Source organism: Janthinobacterium sp. SUN176 (assembly GCF_030587335.1).
GTDB classification, from domain to species: Bacteria; Pseudomonadota; Gammaproteobacteria; order Burkholderiales; family Burkholderiaceae_D; genus Janthinobacterium; species Janthinobacterium kumbetense.
On the sequence record NZ_JAPWIA010000001.1, the window covers coordinates 3,327,372 to 3,350,906 of the forward strand.

The window sequence follows — 23,535 nt, forward strand, 5'->3', positions numbered from 1 at the left end:
AGATTTGTTACAAACCGCTGGTTTCAAGTCACTTCAACATCTTGTATCGATTGAAAGTGCATGTTACAGACTGTGGGGCAAGGGGCTTGGGCTGTTACATTTTGTTGCCACGCGAAACACTTGTCGCCGCCCGGCGGGATTACTATAGCCCCAAGTTGTAAAAAATACCCTGAAAGATTCTCTAGATAACGAGGTTACAAATGAACTTGCAAGCCAAATTGATGATGTCAGCCCTTTGTATCGGTGCATTGCCACTCGCCCAGGCCGCCGACTTTGAAGATTTCGGCAAGGTCGTGCGCGTCGTGCCGCAAGTGGAACAGATCAATCGTCCACGCCAGGAATGCCGTACGGAATACGTGCAAGTCCAGGCACCGCCGCAACAGCGCAGCGCTGGCGGCTCCATCGTCGGCGGTATCGCCGGCGCCCTGCTCGGCAGCCAGGTCGGCGGCGGCAATGGCCGCACGGCTGCGGCAGCCGCTGGCGCGATTGCCGGCGCCGTCGTCGGCGACCGTGTCGACAACCAGAACAATTACCAGGGCGGCATGCAGGAACAAGCCGTCAAGCAATGCCGTCAGGTCGACCACTGGGAATCGCGCAACAATGGCTACCAAGTCACCTACGACTACCGCGGCCGCAACTACACGAGCATCATGTCCTACGATCCGGGCGAACGCATCCGTCTGCGCGTCTCCATCGAGCCTGCTCAACAGTAACGCCTGACATAAGCTGCTGCGCGTCGGCATAGGTGGCCTGCGATGCTCACCGTACTGGAGTACGGTTGCGCTTCTCGGCCACCTCTGCCTTCCGCTCGCGACGCTTCTGTCAAGCGTTGTTACTCAGTACTAAAATGCCGGCCCCATGTCTTTCTCATGGGGCTGGCATTTTTTATGGCGCCCCGGCACGGGCTATAATGCGGCACACTTTCAGGCCGCCTTATGCTTATCAAACGAAAATCCATCGAACAAGTCGAATCCTCGCGCCCTGCGCGCAAGCCACGCTACGCCCCTGTCACCCTGTCGGAAATGGATGGCGTGCGCTATCTGCATTTCGGCACGGAATGGGTGCAGGGCGCCATGCGCATCCGCAAGCCGGACTGGCCGGAACTCGAATACGCGCAGCAGATGATGGCGTGGATGCTGTGGATCGAGCAGCCACAGCGCCTCGCCCAGCTGGGCCTGGGCACGGCCGCGCTGACCAAGTTCTGCTACCGCCAGTTCCCGCAGGCACAGGTCGAGGCCATCGAACTGAACCCGTCCGTCATCACCATCTGCGCCTCGATGTTCAAGCTGCCGCCCAACGACGAGCGCCTGCACGTGCGCGAGATGGATGCGCTCGACTACGTCAACGATGAGGCCAACCATGGCAGCCTGGACGCCCTGCAAGTGGACTTGTACGACGCCACGGCGCGCGGTCCCGTGCTCGACAGCGCCGAGTTCTATTCCGCCTGCTGCTCCTGCCTGGCGCCGCACGGCATCATGACGGTCAACCTGTTTGGCGACCATCCCAGCTATGCAAAGAACATCAAGGCGATGAAGTTTGCGTTCGAACAGGTGATCTGCCTGCCGGAAGTCCATGATGGGAACGTGGTGGCCATCGCTTTCAAGACGAAAGTGGCACTCGATGCCGAAGCGCAAGCCGCCCTGCTCGAGCGCGCCAAGCAGATCGTCGCCGAGACCAAGCTGCCCGCCAAGTCCTGGGTCAAGGGCATCGTCAGCACCCTGTAACCGCCGGCAAGTCCAGGCAAGGCCGGCAGCCCGGAAAGGCGCCGGCCATGCCCGCATCCCCTCCTTCTCCCGATACGCCGCTGCAACTGCCGCAACTGCTGGCCTGGCTGCAGGAAGACGGCTTGCTCGACGCGGCGCAAGCGGCCGCCATCGACGCCCAGGCCGCCCTGCTGCCGGCGCCGGCCCTGCATCCGCTGTGCAGCATCGCCCACGGCGCACTGACGCTCGACACCCTGTGCGCCTGGCTGGCGCAACGCGCAAGCCTGCCGTATGTGCGCATCGATCCCCTGCACATCGATTTCAGCCAGGTGGCCGACGTCATGACGGCCGGCTATGCGGCCCGCTTCAACATCCTGCCCGTGGAAAGCACGCCGGAGCGCATCGTCATCGCCACGGCCCAGCCGTACGCGCTCGCTTGGCAGGCCCAGCTGGGCAAGCTGGCGCCGCGCAAGCTGAGCCTGGTCATCGCCAATCCGCTGCACATCGCCGACGCCATCGCGCAATTTTTCAGCCTGGCCAGTTCCGTCAAGGTGGCCCGGCAAGCCTCCACACAAGACCTGGCACTGCGCCAGAATGTCGAACAACTGGTGGAACTGGGGCGCAACAAGGGTAACCTGGACGCCAACGACCAGCACGTGGTGCGCATCGTCGACTGGCTGTGGCAATACGCGTTTGCCCAGCGCGCCTCCGACATCCATCTGGAACCGAAACGCGACGCGGGCCTCGTGCGCCTGCGCATCGACGGCCGCCTGCACCAGGCCTACCAGCTGCCGCCCGTGGTCTTGCTGGCCATGACGGCGCGCATCAAGTTGCTCGGGCGCATGGACGTGGTGGAAAAGCGCCGCCCCCAGGATGGCCGCATCAAGACGCGCAATGCGCAGGGCCAGGAAATCGAGCTGCGTTTGTCGACCTTGCCCACGGCCTTCGGCGAAAAGCTCGTCATGCGCATCTTCGACCCGGAAGTGGCCGTCAAGAGCCTGGCCGAGCTGGGCTTCCCACCCGCGGACGCCGAACGCTGGCGCCAGCTGACGGCGCGCACGCACGGCATCGTGCTGGTGACCGGTCCCACCGGTTCGGGCAAGACCTGCACCCTGTACAGCACCCTGAAGGCGCTGGCCGGCAGCGAAGTCAATGTGTGCACGGTGGAAGACCCCATCGAAATGGTCGAACCGGCCTTCAACCAGATGCAGGTGCAAACCCAGGCCGGCATCGAACTGTCGTTTGCCGATGGCGTGCGGGCGCTGATGCGGCAAGATCCCGACATCATCATGGTGGGCGAAATCCGCGACCTGGCCACGGCCGAGATGGCCATCCAGGCGGCGCTGACGGGGCACTTGGTGCTGTCGACCCTGCATACCAATGATGCGCCCTCGGCCGTCATGCGCCTGCTGGAACTGGGCTTGCCCGCCTATCTGCTGGAAGCGTGCCTGGCCGGCGTGCTGGCGCAGCGCCTGCTGCGCTGCCTGTGCCCGGGCTGCAAGGAGCTGGACGCCGCCCCCGGCGCCGCTGCCTGGCAACGCCTGACGGGCGGCCAGCTGGAACGGCCGGCCGCAGCGTACCGCCCCGTCGGCTGCGCCCTGTGCCGGCACAGCGGCTACCTGGGGCGGGCCGGCATCTATGAACTGCTGGGCGTGACGGAAACGTTCGGCCAGCTGGTCAAGGCGGGCGCCGACCTGCACGCGCTGCGCCGCCAGAGCCTGCTGGACGGCATGACGCCGCTGCGCATCGCCGGCGCGCGCAAGATCATCGATGGCACGACCAGTCTCGACGAAGTGCTAAAGCTCACGGCGGCCCTGCCTTAGCAGGCCGGCACTTTCTCGCAGGAATGCTTTGCATTCTTTTTCAACTGATATATAATGCGGCCTCTTTCGGGTCGTTAGCTCAGCTGGTAGAGCAGCGGACTTTTAATCCGTTGGTCGCAGGTTCGAATCCCGCACGGCCTACCACGAATGCGCAGTACTAAAAAGCCAATCCTCCGGGATTGGCTTTTTTCGTTTCCAGCCCCCGGTTATACTGGCTCTTCGTCTTGCCAGCCCTGAAAGCAACACATGAAACTTGCCGCCGCCCTCTTCCTGACCTGCGCCTGCCTGTCCGCGCAGGCGCAAACGCCCATCGTGCTCGACGGCCTGTACAGCGCGCGCACGGACGAGATGAGCCTGGAAATCATCGGCAACCGTGTCTGCTTCGCGCCCGACAAGGCGCAGTGGGGCCGTTTGCCCCGGCCTGCCGCCACGCACGATGCGTGGTTTTGTTTCAGCAACGATGGCGAGGCGCGGCGCCTGCTGCGCGTACCCGCGCGCCAGGCCGACAATTGCGGTTGGCAGGCGCGTGCGCGCATCGTCATTGATACGTATCAACCATATGTGGAGCAAGGCGACGGCAACGACATGGCGCGCCTGGCGTCGGTCGTCAAAGTGGCGCAACCGAACGCCATCGCCTGCGAATAAATCAGTCGAGTTCGTATTCCTGCAGATAACGGGCGAACAACTCCCCATCGGCCAGCGGGCACGCAAACCCCGCGCCCCAGTCGGCCAGCAGCAACCGCTCTTTCAAGGGCAGCAGCATCAGCTCAGGCATGCCATCGCTGCACCACAGGTCGCACACGATGCCCTTGTCGTCCAGGCCTGCGAACAAAGTCTCCGTCTTGTCGCTGCCAAAGGCCCGCACATTCTTGCATTCCACCCGGTAACTGCTGTAGCCCGTGTAGACGGCGTCGTAGGGCGGCAAGGCGTCGGCCAGCGCCAGGCGCAGCTGGTCCGCCGTGAGGCCCAGCGCGCGCAACGGCGACGGAGGCGCCTCGGGCACGTACATGTCCGTCCAGCCGGCGCCGCTGCGGTGCGCGTCGGCGAACGCCTGCTGCTCGCCCATCTGCGTCAGACAGTGCTGTAAATTATCCAGCGGCAACAATTCGATCATGCAAAAATCGTCTTCGTGGTAGTACGCTTCCCGCATGGCTCAATTCCCCAGCAAATCTTGCAGTTGCACATTGCGCCGCGACGTCAGCCGGCCGGCCCAGGTCTCGCTCGTCACGGCTGGATAGCGCACGGCACCAAAGTTCATCCAGGCGTCGCGGTACGCCAGCCACAAGCGCTGGGTGGCGCGGATGCCATCCTTGCCCACGGCGCCAGCATGGGTTTCCGCCGGCTTTTTCATGAGCTTGCCGTAGATGGCGTTGAGCTCCTTGTCGAGCGCCGCCGCCTGTTCCTTGGACATGCTTTCTGGCAACTTGCCCGCTTCATACTCGCGCAGATCGTGCGCCAGTTGGTCGAGCTCGGCCGTGCGGGCGGCGATGCTCAGGGCGGCGCGCGCCGTGCCGCTCAAATCCGTTTCATTCGCCGCGCGCGCATCGGCAAACTTGCTTGCCGCCGCCTGCAGCTTTTGCAGCGACGCTTGCGCCACGGCCGGCATGGCGTCGCTGATCTTGCCGGTCGCCTGCGCGCGCACGCGCTGCTTTTGCCGCGCATCGATGGCGCTGCACACGCCCATCATGTAGCCGCTGGTGATGTCGTCGCACAGGTCGATCATGCCGCGTCCGCTGGAATTGATCTGCTGCAAGTGTTCGATGCGTCCCCGCATCTCGGCCGGCGCCGCATCGATGCTGCACGCATACTTCAGCGCCAGCAACGGGTCTTTCTGCACGCCCTGCCCATTCTGGTACAGCATCATCAGCACGGCGCTGTTCTGCGTGGCCATGGCGCAATGGCGCGCGGGACGCCAGTCGGCCGGCTTGGGCGAGGACATACTCTTGGTATCGTAATACAGGTCCGTCGCCTGGCATTGCTGCAGGGACGCCGCGGCGGACGGCGCCGGCAAGTCGGCCGGCGGCGGCGCCGCATCCTTGACCTTCAGGCAACTCGCATACCAGGCCGTGCTTTCCGCGTGCCCCACGCCCATGGCGCTCGTATTCGGGTACGGTGCGGCGGCAGCGGCAAAAACCGGGGCGGCCAGCAGGCAGTTTGCGCCCAGCAATAGCGTTTTCAATAAGGGTAGACTAATTTTCATGTTGAATCGGCGCCAGCGTGAGTAAAGCGGCAAGTTTAACTGATCGGATACGCCCCACCCGTCCGCCATGCGTGCGCCGGCCTGGTAAGTAACGGTACACAGCCTTGGCAGTGCAGGAAACGATAGGCAATAATGTTGCCCGCTGTACTTTTTTCACTACTCCGGACCACGCCCATGACCTCACCCCGTCTTCGCCGTTCCCTCGGCTCGCTGCTGATCGCAGCGGCCTGCGCCTCGCTGGCAACGACCGTCCACGCCGCCGATACCACGCCGGCATCGCCAGTTGCCGCCACACAAACCAACGCCAGGCACGCCATCACGCATGAAGACGTGTGGCTGATGAAACGGGTGGGCGCGCCCGTCGCCAGCCCCGATGGGCGATGGGCCGTGTTTTCCGTGGTCGACAGCGCCTACGACAACAAGGACCAATCGTCCGACCTGTGGATCAAGTCGCTGCTTGACGACAGCCCCGCGCGCCGTCTGACGTTCTCCAAGGGCGGCGAAAGCGCCGTGGCCTGGTCGCCGGACAGCCGCCAGCTGGTCTTCGTTGCCAAGCGCGACGGCGATGAAGCAGGCCAGATTTACCGCCTCGACGTGGCCGCCGGCGGCGAAGCGCAACGCCTGACCTCGCTCACCCTGGGCGCGCGCATGCCGAAATGGAGCCCGGACGGCAAGCAATTGCTGTTTATCAGCGACATCTATCCAGGCAACAAGACGGAAGCCGACGTCAAGCAAAGCACGAAAGAGCGCAAGGAACGCAAATACAGCGCCCGTTCGTATGAAACGACGGCGCCCCGCTATTTCGACAAATGGCTGACCGACAAGCAAGTGCGCCTGTTCATCGTCGATGCGCAGCCTGATACGAAAGGTGAAAACACGCCGCGCGACATCCTGTCGGGCACGCAACTGGTCACCCTGCCGGGCTTCGGCGGCGGCCAGGGCGACGAGGGACAATCGCTGGACGCCGTCTGGACGCCAGACGGCAAAGCCGTCGTCTTCAACGCCGCCACCAACCGCGATGCGGCCCAGCGCGAAGCCGTCTACTCGCAACTGTACTTGCTGCCCGTGGCGGGCGGCGAAGCGCAGCGCTTGACGCAGGACAAACATAGTTACGGTTCCTTGAAATTTGCCGCCGACGGCAAGACCCTGTTCGCCTTGAGCGACGCACAAACGCCGGGCAAGGTGTATGACGTGAAACGCCTGGCCAGCTTCGCCTGGCCGCTGGTCAAGGCGGAGCCGAGCATCCTGACGGCCAAGCTGGACCGTTCGATCTCGCGCTTCGTGCTGCCCGAAGGCGGCAAGCGTGTCCTCTTCAGCTATGAACATGCGGGCCTGGAAAAGCTGTACTCGATCGACGCCAGGGGCGGCGACGTGCGCGAAGAGCCATCCTTGCCGACGGGCACCATCAACTCGCTGAGCAGCGGCGGCAAGGCTTTGGTCGGCGTGTGGGAGTCCGCCATCAACCCGCCGGAAATCTATGCCTTCAACGGCAAGCAGCCAAAGCGCCTGACGGCTTTCAATACAGACAAGGCGAGCAAGATCGACTGGCAGGCGCCCGAGCACTTCTGGTTCACGACGGCCGACGGCCGCCAGATCCACAATATGCTCGTCAAGCCGGCCAATTTCGACCCGAACAAGAAATATCCGCTGTTTACCGTCATCCACGGCGGCGCGGCCAGCATGTGGCGCGACCAGTTCGTGCTACGCTGGAACTATCATTTATTGGCCAAGCCCGGCTATGTCGTGCTGCTGACGGACTACAAGGGTTCCACCGGCTATGGCGAGGAATTTGCGCGCTCGATTCAATTCGACCCTTTGAAGGGTCCGGGCGACGAAGTCAACCAGGGCGTCGATGAAGCCATCAAGAAATATCCATTTATCGACGGCACGAAACTGGCCGCCGGCGGCGCCAGCTATGGCGGCCACCTGGCCAACTGGCTGCAGGCGACCACCACGCGCTACAAGGCCATCGTCTCGCACGCGGGCGAAATGGACCTGATCATGCAGTGGGGCACCAGCGACGGCGGTTTCGGCCGTGAAACGAATGCGGGCGGCCCCGTCTGGTCCAACCTGCCCGTGTGGCGCGACCAAAGCCCGGTCATGCAAGCCGGCAACCACGAAAAAGGCACGGGCTTTACCACGCCGATCCTGATCACCGTGGGCGAGCTCGACTATCGCGTGCCAGCCAACAACGCCTTGATGAACTTTGCCGTGCAGCAGCGCCTGAACGTGCCGGCCAAATTGCTCGTGTTCCCGGACGAAAACCACTGGATCTTGAAGGGCGAGAACAGCCGTTTCTTCTACAGCGAACTGGAAGGCTGGCTGGCCAAGTACCTCAAATAAGTCCTGAAACGTTCTTGAAAAATGAAAAAGCCAGGCTCCGCACACGCGGGCCTGGCTTTTTTCATGCGGGCTGGGCGGCGGCCACGGCCGCCTTCTGGCGTTGAATTGCCAGCACCATCAGCGCGGCCACGAGGCAGGCGGCGCCGGCCGCGAACAGGGCCGGGTTGTAGGTCAGCATCAGGGTGCGGATACGGCCCGCCCCATACGCGGCCACGGCGGCGCCCAGCTGGTGGCCGGCGAAGATCCAGCCGAACACCATGCCCGCCCGCTCCCGGCCGAACGTGGCCCCCACCAATTTGACGGTGGGCGGTACGGTAGCGATCCAGTCCAGGCCGTAGAACATGGCAAACAGCGACAGGCCGTACAAGGTGAATTCCGAATACGGCAGCCAGAACAGCGACAAGCCCCGCAAGCCGTAGTACCAGAACAGCAATTTCCGGTTGTCATAGCGGTCCGACAGCCAGCCCGACAGGATCGTGCCGAACAGGTCGAAGGCGCCCATCATGGCCAGCACGGACGCGGCCGGCACGGCGGACAGGCCCGAGTCGCCGCACAGGGAAATGAAATGCGTCTGGATCAAGCCGTTGGTGCTGAGGCCGCAGATGAAGAAGGTGCCGAACAGTATCCAGAAGGTGCGATTCGCGGCAACACTGCGCAAGATCAAAAAGGGCGTGGCAAACGTCATCTTCGCTGCTGGCGGTGGCGCCAGCGGCGTGGCCGGATCGGCGCCATACGGACGCAAGGCCACATCCTGCGGACGGTTGCGCATGCACAGGAAAGCCAGCACGGCGACGATGGCGCAGGCGGCAAACACGGGCATGACGGCCGTGCGCCAGCCGTAGTGCTCGATCAGCCAGGCGCCCACGGGCAGGAACAGCAGCTGGCCCGTAGCCGAGCTGGCCGTCAGCACGCCCACCACCAGGCCCCGGTGCGTCTCGAACCAGCGGTTCGCCACCACGGCGCTCAGAACCAGCGCCGTCATGCCCGAACCGAGACCCAGCAAGATGCCCCACAGGGCCACCAGGTGCCAGAACTGCGTCATGCGCGTGGCCAGCAGCATGCCGGCGGCGATCAGGCCCAGCGCCACGCAGATGATATTGCGCAAGCCGAAGCGCTCCATCAGGATGGCGGCAAACGGGCCCATCAAACCGAACAGCACGAAGCGCACGGCCAGGGCCGAGGAAATCTGCTCCGCATCCCAGCCGAATTCTCGGCTCAACGGTTGCATCAGCGCGCCCGGCAAGCCCAGCGCGGCAGACGAGGTTAATGCCGTGAGAAAAGTGATGGCGACGATGACCCAAGCAAAGTGCATGCCGCGCCGCTCCAGCCATTGCGAAAAAGGATAGGAAAGCATGCAGTCCCCATGAGAAAAGAGTTAGCCCAGCGCCGCCTGCTGGCGGGCTTCCCCCATTTTATATGATGATCATAATTTATACAATCAAAAAAAGCTGGAGCTGCACTGTTGCGTGCGGCTCCAGTCCTGGCTTTAACGCCTGTGCAAAATGCGCTTACTTCACTTTCAAGCCATTCTTCACATCCGTCACGCCTTCCACGCCACGGGCCAGGTCGGCCGCTTTTTTCACTTGCGCCTGGGAAGGCACGAAGCCGCTGAGCATGACGACGCCGTTCACCGTTTCCACGTGCACATCGAGCGCTTTCAAGTCATTGTCCTTGACGAGGTCAGCCTTGATCTTGGTGGTGATGACGGAGTCGGCCACGGCCGTCTTGGTGCTGCCGGCCGCGTTGCGCGTCACGCAGGCGGCCTTGGCCGTCGCATCCATGGCGTCGCAATTTTCCTTCGTCGTGGCGGGCGGATTTTGCGCCACATTGGTGCCGGCCCTGGCGCCCGTGTTGGCATCAGCCAGCGCGGCCGTTTTCGCTGCCTTGGCATCGTTCATGCACGTGGTTTTATCCGCGCCAGTGCGGTCGCCGCACTTGGCCCTGGCCAGGTCATACTCGGCATTGGCGACGTCCTTGCGGGCCTTGCCCAGCTCGCGCGGCGTGTTGCGGTACTGGGCCACGGCGTCCGAATCGGCCTTGGCGCGCGCCACCCTGGCTTCTTCCACGCAGACTTTTTTCGCGTTGCCGCTATGGCTGTCGCAGGCGGCCTTGGCCTGCTTGTAATCACTGGATGCCTTGTCCGTCAAACTCTTGTATGAGGCATCCTGCGCATACGCGGGCGTGGCGGCAAGCAAGGCGCTGGCACTGGCGGCCAGCATGAGTGCGATCATTTTGTTCATGATGGTTCCTCTCTGGTTAATTGATGCCCAGATTAGACCCCTGCCGCGCGCAAAGCTCCGTGCGACAGCACACGCTGACAGGCCATCCGCGGAAAAAATCATGTTTATTTGTCGCTGCTCAAGCCCTTCCGCCACAATACTTGCGCCTGTTCAAATGGTGAAGCGGAGTCATCAAATGCACCCGCGCCATCGGCCAGCGCCAGCCATGCCTGCGTGGCGTGCGAACCATCCACGGCCTCGCCAGCCGCGCGCACGCCGCGCATCCAGGCCAGCACCTCCTGGTACTGCCCAGGGTGGCGTGCATGCATCCAGGCCAGGGCCACCAGATCCGCATAGCCCTCTTCGCGGCGCGTCTCGCGCAGTTCCTGCGCCAGCGGTGTCAACTTGCCCCGCTGCATGCTGAGCGGCTCGACAAAGCCGCGCGGCAAGGCATGCCAGTCGCCCTGCGCGTAGCGCTGGCAATGGCCGATCTCATGCGCCGTCATCGCTTCGATCATCACACCTTGGCGTGCGGGCAAGACATCTTGCAAGATACCCTCCGCCTGCGCATTGCCGCGCAAGGACAGCACCAGCTTGCAGCGCCCGGCTGCGTAGCCGAGCGCCAGCGGCACGGCGCCGGGGGCCTCCTGCGGCTGGACGATGATATCGATGGGCAAACCTTGCGCACGCGCAAACGCGATCACGGGCTGGCCCGCCTGCAGCCAGCGCACTTCCAGATCCGTGAGACTGGCGGCAGCCACGGCGGGCAAAGGAGATAGGGCGATGAGCAAGCTCATCAGCAAGAGCGGATTGGGCATGGGGTCGACAGGACAAATGGGGCAGCAACCATTGCAGGGTAAGCGGCACGGATATTTCCACAAGGAAAAACTGGCAACTTTTCATAAATAAAGACGAAAAAAAACCGGCGCAAAGGCGCCGGCTTTTCACACTGACAATAATCAAGCTCGGGCTTATTTCTTCGCCGCCTTGTCCAGCGCGCGGGCCGTGACGAATTCCGGACGGATATCGTTCGGCACGGCCTTCATCTTGTCGAGCGCCACTTGCACTTCCGGGCGGATGACCACGTATTTGCTCATCATCGCTTGCGCGCGCGCATAGTCGCCCGTCGCCTCGATGGTCAAGAATTCACGATCCAGGTCGATCACGGCCTGCTTGATCTTGCTGAAATCGACGCCGAACTTGCCATCGCCCAGCGACACAAAGCCGCCCTTGTCGAGGATGTAATTCATCTGGATGGCCATGCCGCGCGCGTGCGAATCCGTCAAGCCGAAATGCAGGGTGCGGAAACCGGAGGCGAGGAAAGTGTTGTACAGCTTGCGCTCGGCCACGTCGCCCTGGCCCAGGGTATCGTTCAGCTGCCCCTTGTCCATCATGTAGCGCAGCGCGAACAGGCCCGTGATGTCGGCCTTGGCTTCTTCGATGGTGGAATACGCTTCCTTCAAGTCCTGGCGCGGCGTCGATGGCTTGCCGTCGACGATGGTGGCGTGCGGGCCCAGGCCGTGCATGATTTCATGCGCGAGGATGTGCGTGAAGAAGGAATTGAAATCCACGTCCTGCTGCGCTTCGGGCGTGAGCACCAGTTTCGAGATCGGCGTCAGGGTGGCCTTGAACTTGGCTTCCTGCACGTTTTTCAGCATGACGCGCTTGGAGCCGCGCGCGCTGATGATGCGCTCGTCGTTCGGCAGGTTGTAGGCCGCCGTCTGCACGGCCATGTTGCCGTCGCCCGCACCATACACCTGGTTGACCACCACCATGGGCGCCAGCGCGCCCACTTTCGGGTTGCGGTACTGGGCGTCGAGCGGCAGGTTGTCTTCCAGCTCCTGCATGTGCTTGGCGAAGAAGTTCAGCTTTTGCGTTTCCGCCTGGTCGCGGATGTTCACGTAGGCTTCAAACGCGGCCTTGTAGCCGAACAGCTCGTCGTTATACGTTTCGTACGGGCCGATGGTGATGTCGACGGGCGAATCGAGGTCCATCCAGGCGAAGTCGGACGGCAGATAGTCGTTGTCAAGGAAAGCCTTGGCGCGCAGGGTCAAGAATTTCTTCAGCGATGCATTGTCCGTGGCGGCCGCCGCTTCGTCGAGCAATTTGGCCAATTGCTTCAGTTCCACCTTGTATTCATCCGAATATTTTACTGTGTGGTACTTGCCGTCCTTGCCCGCGCGGATGGTCGTGAAAAACCATTGCGCCTGCTGCTTGTCGTCCGCCGGCAAGCCATTCATCCACGTTTCCAGGCTGGCCTTGGTGGCACCCTGCGGATAGAAATTGCCCGCTTCCGGCTTGTGCGCGGGAATGGCGATGCCGGCATAGCTGGCCGGCATGAAGGAGGCGTGGGCGTCGAGCACCGACCAGGGCCCCTTGTTGATCCAGAAATAGTTCAGACGGGCCTGGCCCAGGGCCGACTTGTCCTTCTTCAAGGCCGCCCACAGCGCTTCATTGCCGGACCAGCGCTGGCGCAGCTGCAGCACGTCGACCAGCTTGGCCGCCTCGACCAGCTTGGCGATGGCCTGGCGGTCGCCTGCGGACAGGTGCGTGACATCGGCCGTCAGGGCGACGGGCGCATAGCGGGCGCTCATGCTGGTCAGTTGTTGCGCGGTGGCCGGGGTGGCTGGTGCGGCGGCTGGCGTCGCGGCGCAGGCGCTGCCGACGGCAGCGGCCATCAGCAGGGGAATCAGGATGTTTTTCATGGGGCCTCGGTGTATGGTTCACAGCAAGCAAGCGCCCCGCACCATCACGGCGCGGCCGCTTCCTTGTTCAGCCTGCGATTGTCCCACCTGCCCCCATGGCATGGCAAGCGGCTTACCAGACCTTGTACACCTGCCCCGTCTGTGCACCTTCCACGCTGCGGCTGTAAGCCAGGGCCACGCGGCTGGCGGCGACCGGTTCGAAGCCGTAGAAGAAGGGGCCATACGACTCCAGCGACTCTTCCAGCACCGTGGGGCTGACGACATTGATGCGCACGCCGCGCTGCAACTCGATGGCGGCGCCCCGTACGAAACCTTCCACGGCCGCGTTGGTCATGGTGGCGGCCGTGCCGAAGCGGATCGGCTGGTCGGCCACGATACCGCTCGTGAGCGTGATCGAGCCGCCGTCGTTCAGGTATTCCTGCGCCACCAGCGCCACGTTGACCTGGCCCATCAGCTTGCTGTCCAGGCCCAGCTGGAATTGCTCGGGCGTAAATTCGGCCAGCGGGCCGAAATGCAGCTTGCCGGCCGTGACGACGACGGCATCGACCTTGCCGAGCCGCTTGAACAGGGCGCGCACTTGCGCGATGTCGCCCATATCCGCCTGGTGCGTGCCGCTGCGGCTGCCCACCTCGATGATTTCATGGCGTTGCGCCAGTTGGGCGGCGACGGCCGTGCCGATGGTGCCGCTGGCGCCGATGATAACGATTTTCATGATGCTTCCTTGTCTGATTGAACGATGGAGCCAGTATGCGCCGCTTACAAAAAGGAATAAATACGCTAGAATTTACAAGATTACTAATCTACAGTTTGCAATAAAGGCGCCATGGATAAATTGCGCAGCATGGAAATTTTTGTCGCCGTCGTCGATGCGGGCAGTTTCACGGCCGCCGCCGAGGCATTCCAGATTTCGCCCGTGATGGTGGGCAAGCACATCAAATACCTGGAAGAACGGCTGGGCGCGCGGCTGCTGGCGCGCACGACGCGGCGGCAAAGCCTGACGGAAATCGGCCAGCAATATGTGGAGCAGTGCCGCCAGATTTTGGCCAGCATCCATGCGGCCGAACGGGGTGCGGAAGCCATGCGCACGGCGCCGCGCGGCAAGCTGAAGATCACGGCGCCCGTGTCGTTCGGCAGCGAGTGCATCGCGCCGCTGCTGGCCGACTACCTCGATGCGTATCCGGAAGTGAGCCTGGAATTGAACCTGAACGACAGGACGGTGGACCTCGTGGAAGAAGGATTCGACGCCGCCATCCGCATCGGCAAGCTGGAAGATTCCGCCATGGTGGCGCGCGCGCTGCGGCCGTATGCGATGGTGATCTGCGCCGCGCCCGCCTACCTGGCCAGACACGGCACGCCGCATACGCCGGCCGATCTGGCGCGCCACGAATGCCTGGACTTCATGCAGTGGACGCGCCATGTGCGCTGGCGCCTGGCCAGGAGCGGCGACGACGACGGCAGCCCCGTGCGCGAGAGCCGCTTCCGTTCGAACAATGGGCAGGCGCTGCGCGTGGCGGCCCTGCACGGCTTCGGCATCGTCATGCAGGCGGAAATCCTGATGGCCGGCGATATCGCCGCCGGCAAGCTGGTGCCGCTGCTGGCCGACTACGTGCCGGCGCCGCGCCCCATGCACCTCGTGTATGCGCGCGACCGCCAGCCCACGCCGAAGCTGACGACCTTCATCGATTTTCTGCTGGAACGCTACGGGCCGGCGGCGACACCGCCGCCGGCCACGCTCACGTAACCGGGAAGCTTAGTTGGCCTTTGCGGCGGGCGCCGACGCCAGCTTGGCCAGCTCGCCGTCCGGCTGCCACCCGGCACCTAAAGAGCGGGCCACGGCGACCGTCGCCAGCAGGCGCTGGGTCTTGATCTGCGCGGCGGCGCGGTCCGCAGCCAGCGAGCTGCGCTGCGCATCGGTCACGTCCAAGTAGGTCGAGATGCCGCGTTCATAGCGCGTGCGCGCCACCAGGTAGGCGCGCGCGGCCGCTGCCTGCGACAGGGCCTGCGCGTCGCCCTGCAACTGGCGCTGCTCCACGTCGGACAAGGCGTCTTCCACTTCGCGCAAGGCCGTCAGGAGCTTGGTTTCATGATTCGCCACGGCTTCCGCATAGCGCGCCTTGGACAAATCCAGGTTGGCCTGGTTGCGGCCACCGTCGAAAATGGGCAGGGACAGGGCCAGCGGACCAAAACTGAACTGGCGCGAACCGCCCTGCGCCAGATCGCGCAGCTTTTCGGACGCATAGCCGAAATTGCCCGTCAATTGCAGCGATGGGTAAAACGCGCCTTCGGCCACGCCCACCTGCGCATTCGCCGCGCGCAGGCCCGCCACGCTGGAAACCAGGTCCGGGCGGTGCGCCAGCAGGCTGGCAGGCAAGCCGACAGGGATACCTGGCGGCAGCGGCAAGGACGAGGGTTCGGCGGCCACCGGCAGTTGCAGCGCCGACGGCGGCTTGCCCGTCAGGGTAGCCAGGCTGTTTTCCAGCTGGTTGCGCTGGCGCTTGACTTCATGCAGGTCGGCTTGCGCGTTCGACAGTTCCACTTTCGCGCGCGCCAGGTCCAGCTCATTCGTCAGGCCCGCGTTGAAGCGCGCCTCGACCAGCTGCGCCGATTCGCGGCGCGTATCGAGCGCACCGTTCAAAATGGCCATTTCCGCATCCAGCCCCCGCAGCTGCCAGTAATTGCTGGCCACTTGCGCCGACAGCATCAGCAACACGCCGTCGCGGTCCGCCTGCGCCGCCAGCGCCTGCGAGTCCGCCGCTTCGACCATGCGTTTGACGCGGCCCAGCAAGTCGACTTCATACGACAGCGTGCCGCCGACGGAAAAATTGTTGCCGCTGATCGAGCGGTTGCCCAGGGCCAGGCCCTGCGAGGTATTGGCCGAGGTGCGCGAGTTCGAGATGCCCGTGCTGACGTTCACGCTCGGGCCCTGGTTGGCGCGCGCCGTGCCGCTTTGCGCCAGCGCCTGCAGCAGGCGTTCGCCGGCCGCTTTCACGCTCGGGTTGTCGCGCAGCGCGGCTTGTTCCAGCCGGTTCAGGGTGTCGTCGCCGAACACGTTCCACCATTCGGCCGGCAATTGCGCGGCGTCCGCGCTACCCGCGCCGTGGCGGAACGTGGCCGTGTCGATGCCGGCCAGATTGGCGGGCGCCTTGAAATCCTGGCCCACGGTGCCGCAGGCGGCAAGCAGCACGGCCAGCGAGGCGGCTACGGCGATTTTGGTCATAACTGTGTTCATGATGTGTACCTTCTTGTTCTTGAGGTGCTGCACGTGCGGCCTGTGCGCGGTCAATGACCGCCGCCACCGCCACCGGGGGCTTTGAGTTTGTCGGCCAGCCACAGGGGCACGATACACGCCAGCAGGATGGCGCCGACGAGGAAGAAGCCGTCGTTGTAAGCCATCACATACGCTTCGCGGCGCACGATGCCGTCGATCGCCTGCAAGGCCTGGTTGCCGGCCGTGACGGCGTCATAGCCCTTGGCCATGAACGAGGACGTCAACTGGTCGATGCGCAGCTGCGTGGCGCTGGAATACGCGTTGATCGCTTCACCCAGGCGCTGCGAGTGAAAGTGCTCGCGGGTGCTCAGGGCGGTGGCCAGCAGGGCGATGCCGATCGAGCCGCCCAGGTTGCGCGTCATGTTGAACAGGCTCGAAGCGGACGCCATGTCCTTCGGCGCGATGCCCTTCATGGCGAAGTTCGACAGGGTCAGCATGACGAAGGGCTGGCCCAGCGCGCGCACCACCTGCGACCACAGCAACTGGTCGTAGCCGGTGGAAGCGTCCATGTAGGCATTCATCATGCACGAACCGCCGAACAGCAGCAGGCCGAACGAGCACAGGATGCGGTTGTCCACCTTCGACGACAGCTTGGCGACAAACGGCATGATGAACAGCTGCGGCAAGCCCACCCACATGATGACTTCACCGATCTGCATCGGCGAATAGCCGGCGATCTGGCCCAGGAACAGGGGCAGCAAAAAGGCCGAACCATACAGGCCCATGCCCGTCACGGCCGACAGCACGGTGGCGACGAGAAAATTGCGCTGACCGTACAGGGCCAGGTTGACGAACGGTTCGGCGCGCGTGGCGCTGGTGACGACCCAGCCCAGGATGCCCGTCAGGGCCAGCGCGGCGAAGGCGATGATGAAACCCGAGTCGAACCAGTCCTTCGAATTGCCCTCTTCCAGGAAGATGGTCAGGCAACCCAGGCCCAGGGCCATGAAGAAGATGCCCAGCCAGTCGGCTTTCCAGAACAGCTTCAGTTGCATCGGCTCCTTGTCCAGGCCATAGATCATGCCGGCGATCAGCAGCACGCCCGGTACCCAGTTGATGTAGAAGATCGAAGGCCAGCCATACAGCTCGGAGAGATACCCGCCCAGGGTCGGGCCCATGGCCGGCGCCAGGGTGGCCGTCAGGCCGAAGATGGCCATGCCGACGGCGCGCTTCGACGCCGGCAGCTTGAGCATCACCAGGGTGAACGCCATGGGTATCAGCGCGCCGCCCGTAAACCCTTGCAGCATGCGGAAGACGATCATGCTTTCCAGGTTCCAGGCCGCCCCGCACAGGGTGGAGAACAGCAGGAAGAAGGCGGTGGTGCCGATCATGTAGGTACGCAGTCCGAACACGCGCGCCAGCAGCGCGGTGAGGGGAATGACGATAATTTCGGCGACCAGGTAGGCCGTGGAAATCCACGAGCCCTCTTCCTGGGTGGCCGACAGCGAGCCAAGGATGTCCTTGAGCGAGGAGTTCGTGATCTGGATGTCGAGCACCGCCATGAAGGCGCCCAGCATGCCGGCGGCGACCGCCAGCCAGGTGCGCCCGGAGACTTTCTCGTCGATCACGGGAAACGCTGGCGGCTTCGCCAGCGTGGTGGAGGAGCTGCTCATGGAAGCTTAGCGGGTGGCGGTCCGGGCGGCAGGAGCGGCGGCGTGGCGCGCATCCTTTTCCGACACGGGCTGGTTCACTTCCACTTCGGCGATCACCGACATACCTGGCACCAGGCGGCCATTCATGGCCTTGATGTCTTCCGGCTGGAAGACGATTTTCACCGGCACGCGCTGGACGATCTTGGTGAAGTTGCCGGTGGCGTTATCGGCCGGCAGCAGGGCGAACTGCGCGCCCGAGGCAGGGGCGAAGCTGTCCACGGTACCCACCAGTTTCTTGCCCGGCATGGCGTCGATCGTCACGTGCACGCTCTGGCCGCGGTGCAGGTCGGCCAGCTGCGTTTCCTTGAAGTTGGCGGTGACCCAGACGTTGTCTTGCACGATGGCCGTCAATTGCTGGCCAGGCTGCACGCGCATGCCCGTTTCCACGTTGCGCTTGCCGATGCGGCCGGCGACGGGCGCCAGGATGCGGTTGTATTGCAGCTGCTGTTCCGCGTCCTTCAATTGCACGCGCAGCACGGCCACTTGCGCCTTGGCCACGTCGCGCGCGGCCTGGGCGGCGCCGATCTGCGCCTTGGCGGCCGAAGCGCTGTCGCGGCGGGCGGCCAGGTCGGCCACGGCGCTCGAGCGGGCCGCATTGGCCGCGTCGAGTTCCGCTTTCGAAACGGCTTTCATCTGGCTCGTGTACAGCTGGCCATAACGCTCCGCATCCTGTTTCGCGCGCAGCAGTTGCGCGTCCGCTTGCGCCACTTGCGCCTGGGCGCCGCTGGCTTGGGCCTGCACCTGGGCGATCTGCGCGTCCGCCTGCAGCACTTGCTGTTCGGCGCTGGCGATCTGCGCGGCGATCTGCTCGGTTTTCACGCGCTGGTCGAACGGGTCGAGTTCGGCGATCACGTCGCCCTCTTTCACGATTTGATTGTCGTCGATGAAGACCTTGGTGACGACGCCGGAAATACGCGCCGAGACGGGATGCACGTGGCCGGCCACATAGGCGTTTTCCGTTTCCACGAAGTAGTGGCTGCGGTACCACATGCGCGCGCCGGCGCCCAGGGCGACCAGGACGATCAGGCCGGCAATGATTTTCACGCGGTTATTCGGTGCTGCGGAGCTGGCGGAAGCGGCAGGCGCGGAAGGTGCGGCCGGGGCCGCGGGTGGGACGGCGCTCAGCACCTTGTGCTCTGCTTGGCCTGGCTGGTTGGACATACTCGCTCCGGAAATGAAATGATGTAGGTTCATTATTGGGCAAAGAAAAGCCAAAGTCAAGAAATGAAACGATTGCATTTCATTTTAATTTGCACTACAGTGTGAGCCATCACTTACCTTCCCACTTATAAAGAGACCCAGACCATGCCCGATCCCGGCCTCAGCGATACCTTGCCAACCGATAAAGAATCCGACGAAGCTGCCCAGGAGCTTTCCTGCTGCGGCAAGCCAGCCGGCCGCCCGCGCGCGGCCGACATGGAAGCGCGCATGGAAAACCTGCTGCACACGGCCGGTTGCCTGTTTCTGGAAAAGGGGTATGGAAAGGTCAGCCTGGAAATGATCGCCCGCGAAGCCCACGTGGCCGTGCGCACGATTTATGTGAAGTTTGGCGGCAAGTCGGGCTTGTTCAATGCCGTGGTGGAACTGCGCCGCGCCGCCTACTTCTCGACCATGCCGGCGCTGGAAACGGATATGCGGCCCCTGCCCACCATCCTGGGCGAGTTCGGCCTGCTGTTCGTGCAGCTCGTCACCATGCCGGCGGCGATCCGCCTGAATCGCATGGTGGTGGCCGAGGCGGCCACGCACCCGGAACTGGCGGAAACGTTTTACAAGGTGGGGCCGGGGCAGACGCGCGAGATGCTGGTCAAGTTTTTCAGCCGACCCGACATCGCGCCCCTGTTCCGCGCAGAACTGACGCCGTCCATGCTGGCGCTGCACCTGCTCAATTGCCTGCTGGGCGACCAGATGTCGCGCCTGCTGTTCCCGCCGCAGGCGCAACCGGACGTGGCGCAATTGCGCGCCAAGGTGACGGTCAGTCTCGACCTGTTCCTGCGCGGCACCCTGCGCCAGCCGCTGGCGGACTGACGCGGGACGGCTGACCCGCCAGGTCAGCCGGGGCGGCTGCAGTCTTCCATCGCCGCCGCGTCGGCGTGTTCATCGTTCAAGCCCAGCGCGCGCAGGAAAGGCTGGGCCGCCGATGCGCCATCGAGACTAAGTGAAGACTCACTTCCATCGTAGCGCTCGGGGCCATAGCGCATCAGGTCGAACGACGTTTCAAAGCGCTGCGCCAGGAAATACGTGCGGAAGTAATCGAAGGAAAACGCCACCTGGCCATCGGCCCGCAGCAGCAAGCCATGCGCATACAACGGCGCCAGCCAGTCCCCGGCCGCCATGCTCCAGCCCTTCACGCCACAATAGTCGCCGGCAAAGCGTTCCAGCTCCGCCGCGCTGAGGAAGACTGTCTTCGCTTCGAACATCACGAACGCCAGCTCCATCAGGAATTCGCGCGCATCGGCAGCCGCGCCGGCGTCCACGCGCTGCGGCGCGCCCGCCATGCCCAGCAAGCCATCGAGATAGGCGCGCTCGCCTGCCAGTTGCGGCAGCAAGGTGGCAAACACATACTCGGCATCCACCTGCCCCGTTTCCTGCCCATTCGGCGTGTACAGCACCGACAGGGCGAAGTTCTTGCTCACGTCATCGAATTCGCGCAGGGACACCGTCCACTGCGTGCCTGCCTTGCCGTCATCGGCCGCGGCCGCATCCGCGCCGAACTCGAGTACGGCAAACGCCGCCATCTGGCCATGCGCACCGTACAGGCTGCCGGGATTGCTTTTGAACAAGATGCCCAGCGACTTCATCAGCGAGCTGGCATCGCCCGTATGCTGGTGGCCATGGAACACGGCGTGGATATTCTTGTAGTGTGCGCGCTGCTCGGCACTGGCATGCTCATCGGCGGAGAAAAAGCTGAAGCCGGCATTGCCCAGCGCCGCCGCCGCGACACCCTGCGCGCGACTGCCCGGCACCAGGTAGAACCGCGCGCCGGGCAAGCTGGCCGCCTGCAGCAAGGGGCGCAGGAAATATTCGTAGACATACACGGGCGTCGTGTCGGCACAGGCGTCGGGCGCCACCAGCTGGCCCGTGAAGAAAATCGCATCGATCCTCTTGCCCGCCGCCAGGATAGCGGCCACATCCTGGTACAAGGCATGCAGCATCACGGCTTGCTCTTGCTCATCGGCCCGGCGCAAACGGACATCGGCAATATGGAGGGCGGTAAATTTTTTCATTGTTGCAAAACTTTCTTGGGGCCTATCCCAGTAGGGAGCGTCTTCTGCTGGCAATTCATCAGGAGCACGGACAAGGCGTGAGGAGCACGCGGGGCGAGCCACGCGACGACGATCACCGCAGTCCCCGCTTCCGAGGGGCGCCAGCAGGGGATGCATTCATCCACCGGGGCAGGCTCTCATCGGTACAGCGGAACTTGACCGAACCCCACGCTGGCAACATTCCTGGAAAATCACATGCTTCCATTGCAGCAAAAAGAAGAACATGGTGACAGACCTCCATTCTGCCACTTTTTCCATACGGCAATACTCACCAATTTTCACATGGGGCGTATCCGCCACGCCCCATCTGCGGTTTACGCTGCCAGGATCAAGGGATATAAAAAAACCCGCAATCGCTTGCGGTTTTTTTAGTGTGACAAGGTAGGGCTACAGCATCAGCGCTTGCGCGGCGGCGGCAAGTCCGTGCACACGCCTTCGTACACTTCGGCGGTTTTTTTCAACCTGCAGATCGATTCACGCAGGGTCGGGTGCGGGTGGTAGCCCGCTCCAATAAAAAACCCGCAATCGCTTGCGGGTTTTTGAGTGTAACAAGGTACGGCTACAGCATCAGCGCTTGCGCGGCGGCGGCAAGTCCGTGCACACGCCTTCGTACACTTCGGCGGCCATGCCGATCGACTCGCCCAGGGTCGGGTGAGGATGGATGGTCTTGCCGATGTCGGTGCCGTCGCAGCCCATTTCGATGGCCAGCGCGATCTCGCCGATCATGTCGCCCGCATGCGTGCCGACGATGGTGCCGCCGATGATGCGGTGCGTTTCCGCGTCGAACAGCAGCTTGGTGAAGCCTTCGGCGCGGCCGTTGGCCACGGCGCGGCCGGAAGCTGCCCACGGGAAGTGGCCCTTCTCGACCTTGATGCCCTTGGCTTTCGCTTCGTCTTCCGTGATGCCGGCCCATGCCACTTCCGGATCCGTGTAGGCGACCGACGGGATCACCTTGACGTCGAAGTGCGACTTCTGGCCCGCAGCAGCTTCCGCTGCCACGTGGCCTTCATGCACGGCCTTGTGCGCCAGCATCGGCTGGCCCACCAGGTCGCCGATGGCGAAGATGTTCGGCACGTTGGTGCGCATCTGGCTGTCGACGTTGATGAAACCGCGGTCCGTCACCTGCACGCCGGCCTTGTCGGCGGCAATCTTCTTGCCGTTCGGGCTGCGGCCCACGGCGACGAGCACCAGGTCGTAGATCTGCGGCGCCGGCGCCGTGGCACCCGCTTCAGCCGCTTCGAACGTGACCTTGATGCCTTCCGGCAACGCCTCGACGGCCACCGTCTTGGTCTTGGTCATGATGTTGTCGAAGCGCTTCACGTTAAACTTCTGCCACACCTTGACGGCGTCGCGATCCGCGCCCTGCATCAGGCCATCCATCATTTCAACCACGTCGATGCGCGCGCCGAAGGTGGAATAGACGGTCGCCATTTCCAGGCCGATGATGCCGCCGCCGATGACCAGCATGCGTTTCGGGATCTGGCGCAATTCCAGCGCGCCCGTCGAATCGACGATGCGCGGATCTTCCGGCACGAAAGGCAGTTTCACCACGGACGAACCGGCGGCGATGATCGCTTGCTTGAACTGCACGACTTTTTTCGAGCCGTCGGTAGCCGTCACCTCGATGTGGTTCGCAGACAGGAACTGGCCCACGCCCGTGACGACTTGCGTCTTGCGCGCCTTGGCCATGCCGGCCAGACCGCCCGTCATGTTCGAGATTACGCCTTCCTTGTACTTGCGTACCTGATCGATATCAATGGTCGGCTTGGCAAACGTCACGCCCGTGTTCGACATGTGCGCCGTTTCATCGATGACGGAAGCGACGTGCAGCAGCGCCTTCGACGGGATGCAGCCTACGTTCAGGCACACGCCGCCCAGGGTGGCGTAGCGTTCGACGATGACCGTCGACATGCCCAGGTCGGCCGCGCGGAACGCCGCCGAATAGCCGCCAGGACCGCCGCCCAGCACCATCATGTCGACATCGATGTCGACCTGGCCGCTGTAATTGCCGGCCGGGATGGCGGCAACGGCTGCCGGTGCTGCCGCTGGGGCAGCCGCCGGAGCCACTGCTGCAGGCGCAGGAGCGGCTGCCGGTGCCGCTGCCGCCGCGCCTTCAGCTGCTTCCACCACCAGCAGCGCGCTGCCTTCGGCGATCTTGTCGCCGACCTTGACCTTGATTTCCTTGACGATGCCCGCGTGGGTCGATGGAATCTCCATGCTGGCCTTGTCCGATTCGACCGTGATCAGGGACTGGTCCACCTTGATGGTGTCGCCGACCTTGACCATCAGTTCGATGACTTCGACTTCCTTGAAGTCGCCGATATTCGGTACTTTTACCTCTACTGTGCTCATCAATCGCTCC

20 protein-coding genes and 1 tRNA gene are annotated in these 23,535 nt (G+C 63.6%); 9 read left to right on the plus strand and 12 right to left on the minus strand.

The genetic code is table 11. The annotated features are described in order from the left end of the window. Positions 1-200 precede the first annotated feature (200 nt). The 5 genes from O3299_RS15045 to O3299_RS15065 all read left to right on the plus strand — a co-directional run bounded on the left by O3299_RS15045 (position 201) and on the right by O3299_RS15065 (position 4,171). Entirely contained in the window at positions 201-713 is a 513-nt protein-coding gene (locus O3299_RS15045) for a glycine zipper 2TM domain-containing protein (protein WP_034785134.1), read from the plus strand. Positions 714-935: 222 nt separating this feature from the next. Then, positions 936-1,724: a spermidine synthase gene (locus O3299_RS15050; protein WP_305062599.1), complete on the plus strand. Its 789-nt coding sequence runs from the start codon at positions 936-938 to the stop codon at positions 1,722-1,724. 47 nt (positions 1,725-1,771) lie between these two features. Further along, complete coding sequence (locus O3299_RS15055) at positions 1,772-3,526, plus strand: GspE/PulE family protein (protein ID WP_305062600.1); 1,755 nt, start codon at positions 1,772-1,774, stop codon at positions 3,524-3,526. A 68-nt stretch (positions 3,527-3,594) separates the two neighbouring features. Continuing rightward, a tRNA-Lys gene (locus tag O3299_RS15060) sits at positions 3,595-3,670 on the plus strand. A 102-nt stretch (positions 3,671-3,772) separates the two neighbouring features. Continuing rightward, positions 3,773-4,171, plus strand: coding sequence for a hypothetical protein (locus tag O3299_RS15065; protein ID WP_305062601.1), 399 nt, complete (start codon positions 3,773-3,775; stop codon positions 4,169-4,171). Position 4,172: 1 nt separating this feature from the next. Here the strand turns inward: O3299_RS15065 and O3299_RS15070 are convergent, their stop codons facing one another. After that, a complete protein-coding gene (locus O3299_RS15070; protein ID WP_305062602.1) occupies positions 4,173-4,640 on the minus strand; it encodes a hypothetical protein in 468 nt (155 codons plus the stop codon). A 39-nt stretch (positions 4,641-4,679) separates the two neighbouring features. Then, positions 4,680-5,726 (minus strand): lysozyme inhibitor LprI family protein, encoded by a 1,047-nt coding sequence (locus O3299_RS15075; RefSeq protein ID WP_305062603.1) that lies wholly within the window; start codon positions 5,724-5,726, stop codon positions 4,680-4,682. A gap of 174 nt (positions 5,727-5,900) precedes the next feature. Here O3299_RS15075 and O3299_RS15080 point away from each other — a divergent pair, with 174 nt between their 5' ends. Continuing rightward, positions 5,901-8,069 carry a S9 family peptidase gene (locus tag O3299_RS15080; RefSeq protein ID WP_305062604.1) on the plus strand — a complete coding sequence of 723 codons (2,169 nt, stop codon included), beginning with the start codon at positions 5,901-5,903 and terminating at the stop codon, positions 8,067-8,069. A gap of 61 nt (positions 8,070-8,130) precedes the next feature. Here O3299_RS15080 and O3299_RS15085 read toward each other — a convergent pair whose 3' ends face one another. The 5 genes from O3299_RS15085 to O3299_RS15105 form a co-directional block, all read right to left on the minus strand. Further along, the gene (locus O3299_RS15085; protein ID WP_251350666.1) at positions 8,131-9,423 is read right to left on the minus strand and encodes an MFS transporter; all 1,293 of its coding nucleotides are present in this window, start codon (positions 9,421-9,423) and stop codon (positions 8,131-8,133) included. Positions 9,424-9,577: 154 nt separating this feature from the next. Further along, entirely contained in the window at positions 9,578-10,309 is a 732-nt protein-coding gene (locus O3299_RS15090; protein ID WP_305052971.1) for a BON domain-containing protein, read from the minus strand. A 104-nt stretch (positions 10,310-10,413) separates the two neighbouring features. Beyond that, the gene (locus tag O3299_RS15095; RefSeq protein WP_305052972.1) at positions 10,414-11,106 is read right to left on the minus strand and encodes a hypothetical protein; all 693 of its coding nucleotides are present in this window, start codon (positions 11,104-11,106) and stop codon (positions 10,414-10,416) included. Between the two features lie 153 nt (positions 11,107-11,259). Continuing rightward, positions 11,260-12,993 (minus strand): hypothetical protein, encoded by a 1,734-nt coding sequence (locus O3299_RS15100; RefSeq protein ID WP_305052973.1) that lies wholly within the window; start codon positions 12,991-12,993, stop codon positions 11,260-11,262. 112 nt (positions 12,994-13,105) lie between these two features. Next, positions 13,106-13,705, minus strand: coding sequence for a short chain dehydrogenase (locus O3299_RS15105; protein WP_305052974.1), 600 nt, complete (start codon positions 13,703-13,705; stop codon positions 13,106-13,108). 111 nt (positions 13,706-13,816) lie between these two features. Here O3299_RS15105 and O3299_RS15110 point away from each other — a divergent pair, with 111 nt between their 5' ends. Further along, positions 13,817-14,734 carry a LysR family transcriptional regulator gene (locus tag O3299_RS15110; RefSeq protein WP_099666778.1) on the plus strand — a complete coding sequence of 306 codons (918 nt, stop codon included), beginning with the start codon at positions 13,817-13,819 and terminating at the stop codon, positions 14,732-14,734. A gap of 9 nt (positions 14,735-14,743) precedes the next feature. On the opposite strand, the gene O3299_RS15115 is transcribed toward O3299_RS15110, so the two are convergent. The 3 genes from O3299_RS15115 to O3299_RS15125 all read right to left on the minus strand — a co-directional run bounded on the left by O3299_RS15115 (position 14,744) and on the right by O3299_RS15125 (position 19,071). After that, positions 14,744-16,210 carry an efflux transporter outer membrane subunit gene (locus O3299_RS15115; protein ID WP_305062605.1) on the minus strand — a complete coding sequence of 489 codons (1,467 nt, stop codon included), beginning with the start codon at positions 16,208-16,210 and terminating at the stop codon, positions 14,744-14,746. A gap of 62 nt (positions 16,211-16,272) precedes the next feature. Further along, entirely contained in the window at positions 16,273-17,871 is a 1,599-nt protein-coding gene (locus O3299_RS15120; protein ID WP_077408028.1) for a DHA2 family efflux MFS transporter permease subunit, read from the minus strand. 6 nt (positions 17,872-17,877) lie between these two features. Then, positions 17,878-19,071, minus strand: coding sequence for an HlyD family secretion protein (locus O3299_RS15125; RefSeq protein ID WP_305062606.1), 1,194 nt, complete (start codon positions 19,069-19,071; stop codon positions 17,878-17,880). 144 nt (positions 19,072-19,215) lie between these two features. Between O3299_RS15125 and O3299_RS15130 the strand changes: the two genes are divergently transcribed. Continuing rightward, positions 19,216-19,935: a TetR/AcrR family transcriptional regulator gene (locus O3299_RS15130; protein WP_289903832.1), complete on the plus strand. Its 720-nt coding sequence runs from the start codon at positions 19,216-19,218 to the stop codon at positions 19,933-19,935. Positions 19,936-19,958: 23 nt separating this feature from the next. Here the strand turns inward: O3299_RS15130 and O3299_RS15135 are convergent, their stop codons facing one another. Beyond that, entirely contained in the window at positions 19,959-21,134 is a 1,176-nt protein-coding gene (locus tag O3299_RS15135; RefSeq protein ID WP_305062607.1) for a hypothetical protein, read from the minus strand. Between the two features lie 234 nt (positions 21,135-21,368). On the opposite strand from O3299_RS15135, the gene O3299_RS15140 reads away from it, so the two are divergent. Further along, positions 21,369-21,545, plus strand: coding sequence for a hypothetical protein (locus O3299_RS15140; protein ID WP_305062608.1), 177 nt, complete (start codon positions 21,369-21,371; stop codon positions 21,543-21,545). Between the two features lie 195 nt (positions 21,546-21,740). Here the strand turns inward: O3299_RS15140 and lpdA are convergent, their stop codons facing one another. Beyond that, entirely contained in the window at positions 21,741-23,525 is a 1,785-nt protein-coding gene (gene lpdA / locus O3299_RS15145) for a dihydrolipoyl dehydrogenase (RefSeq protein WP_305062609.1), read from the minus strand. Positions 23,526-23,535: the final 10 nt, after the last annotated feature.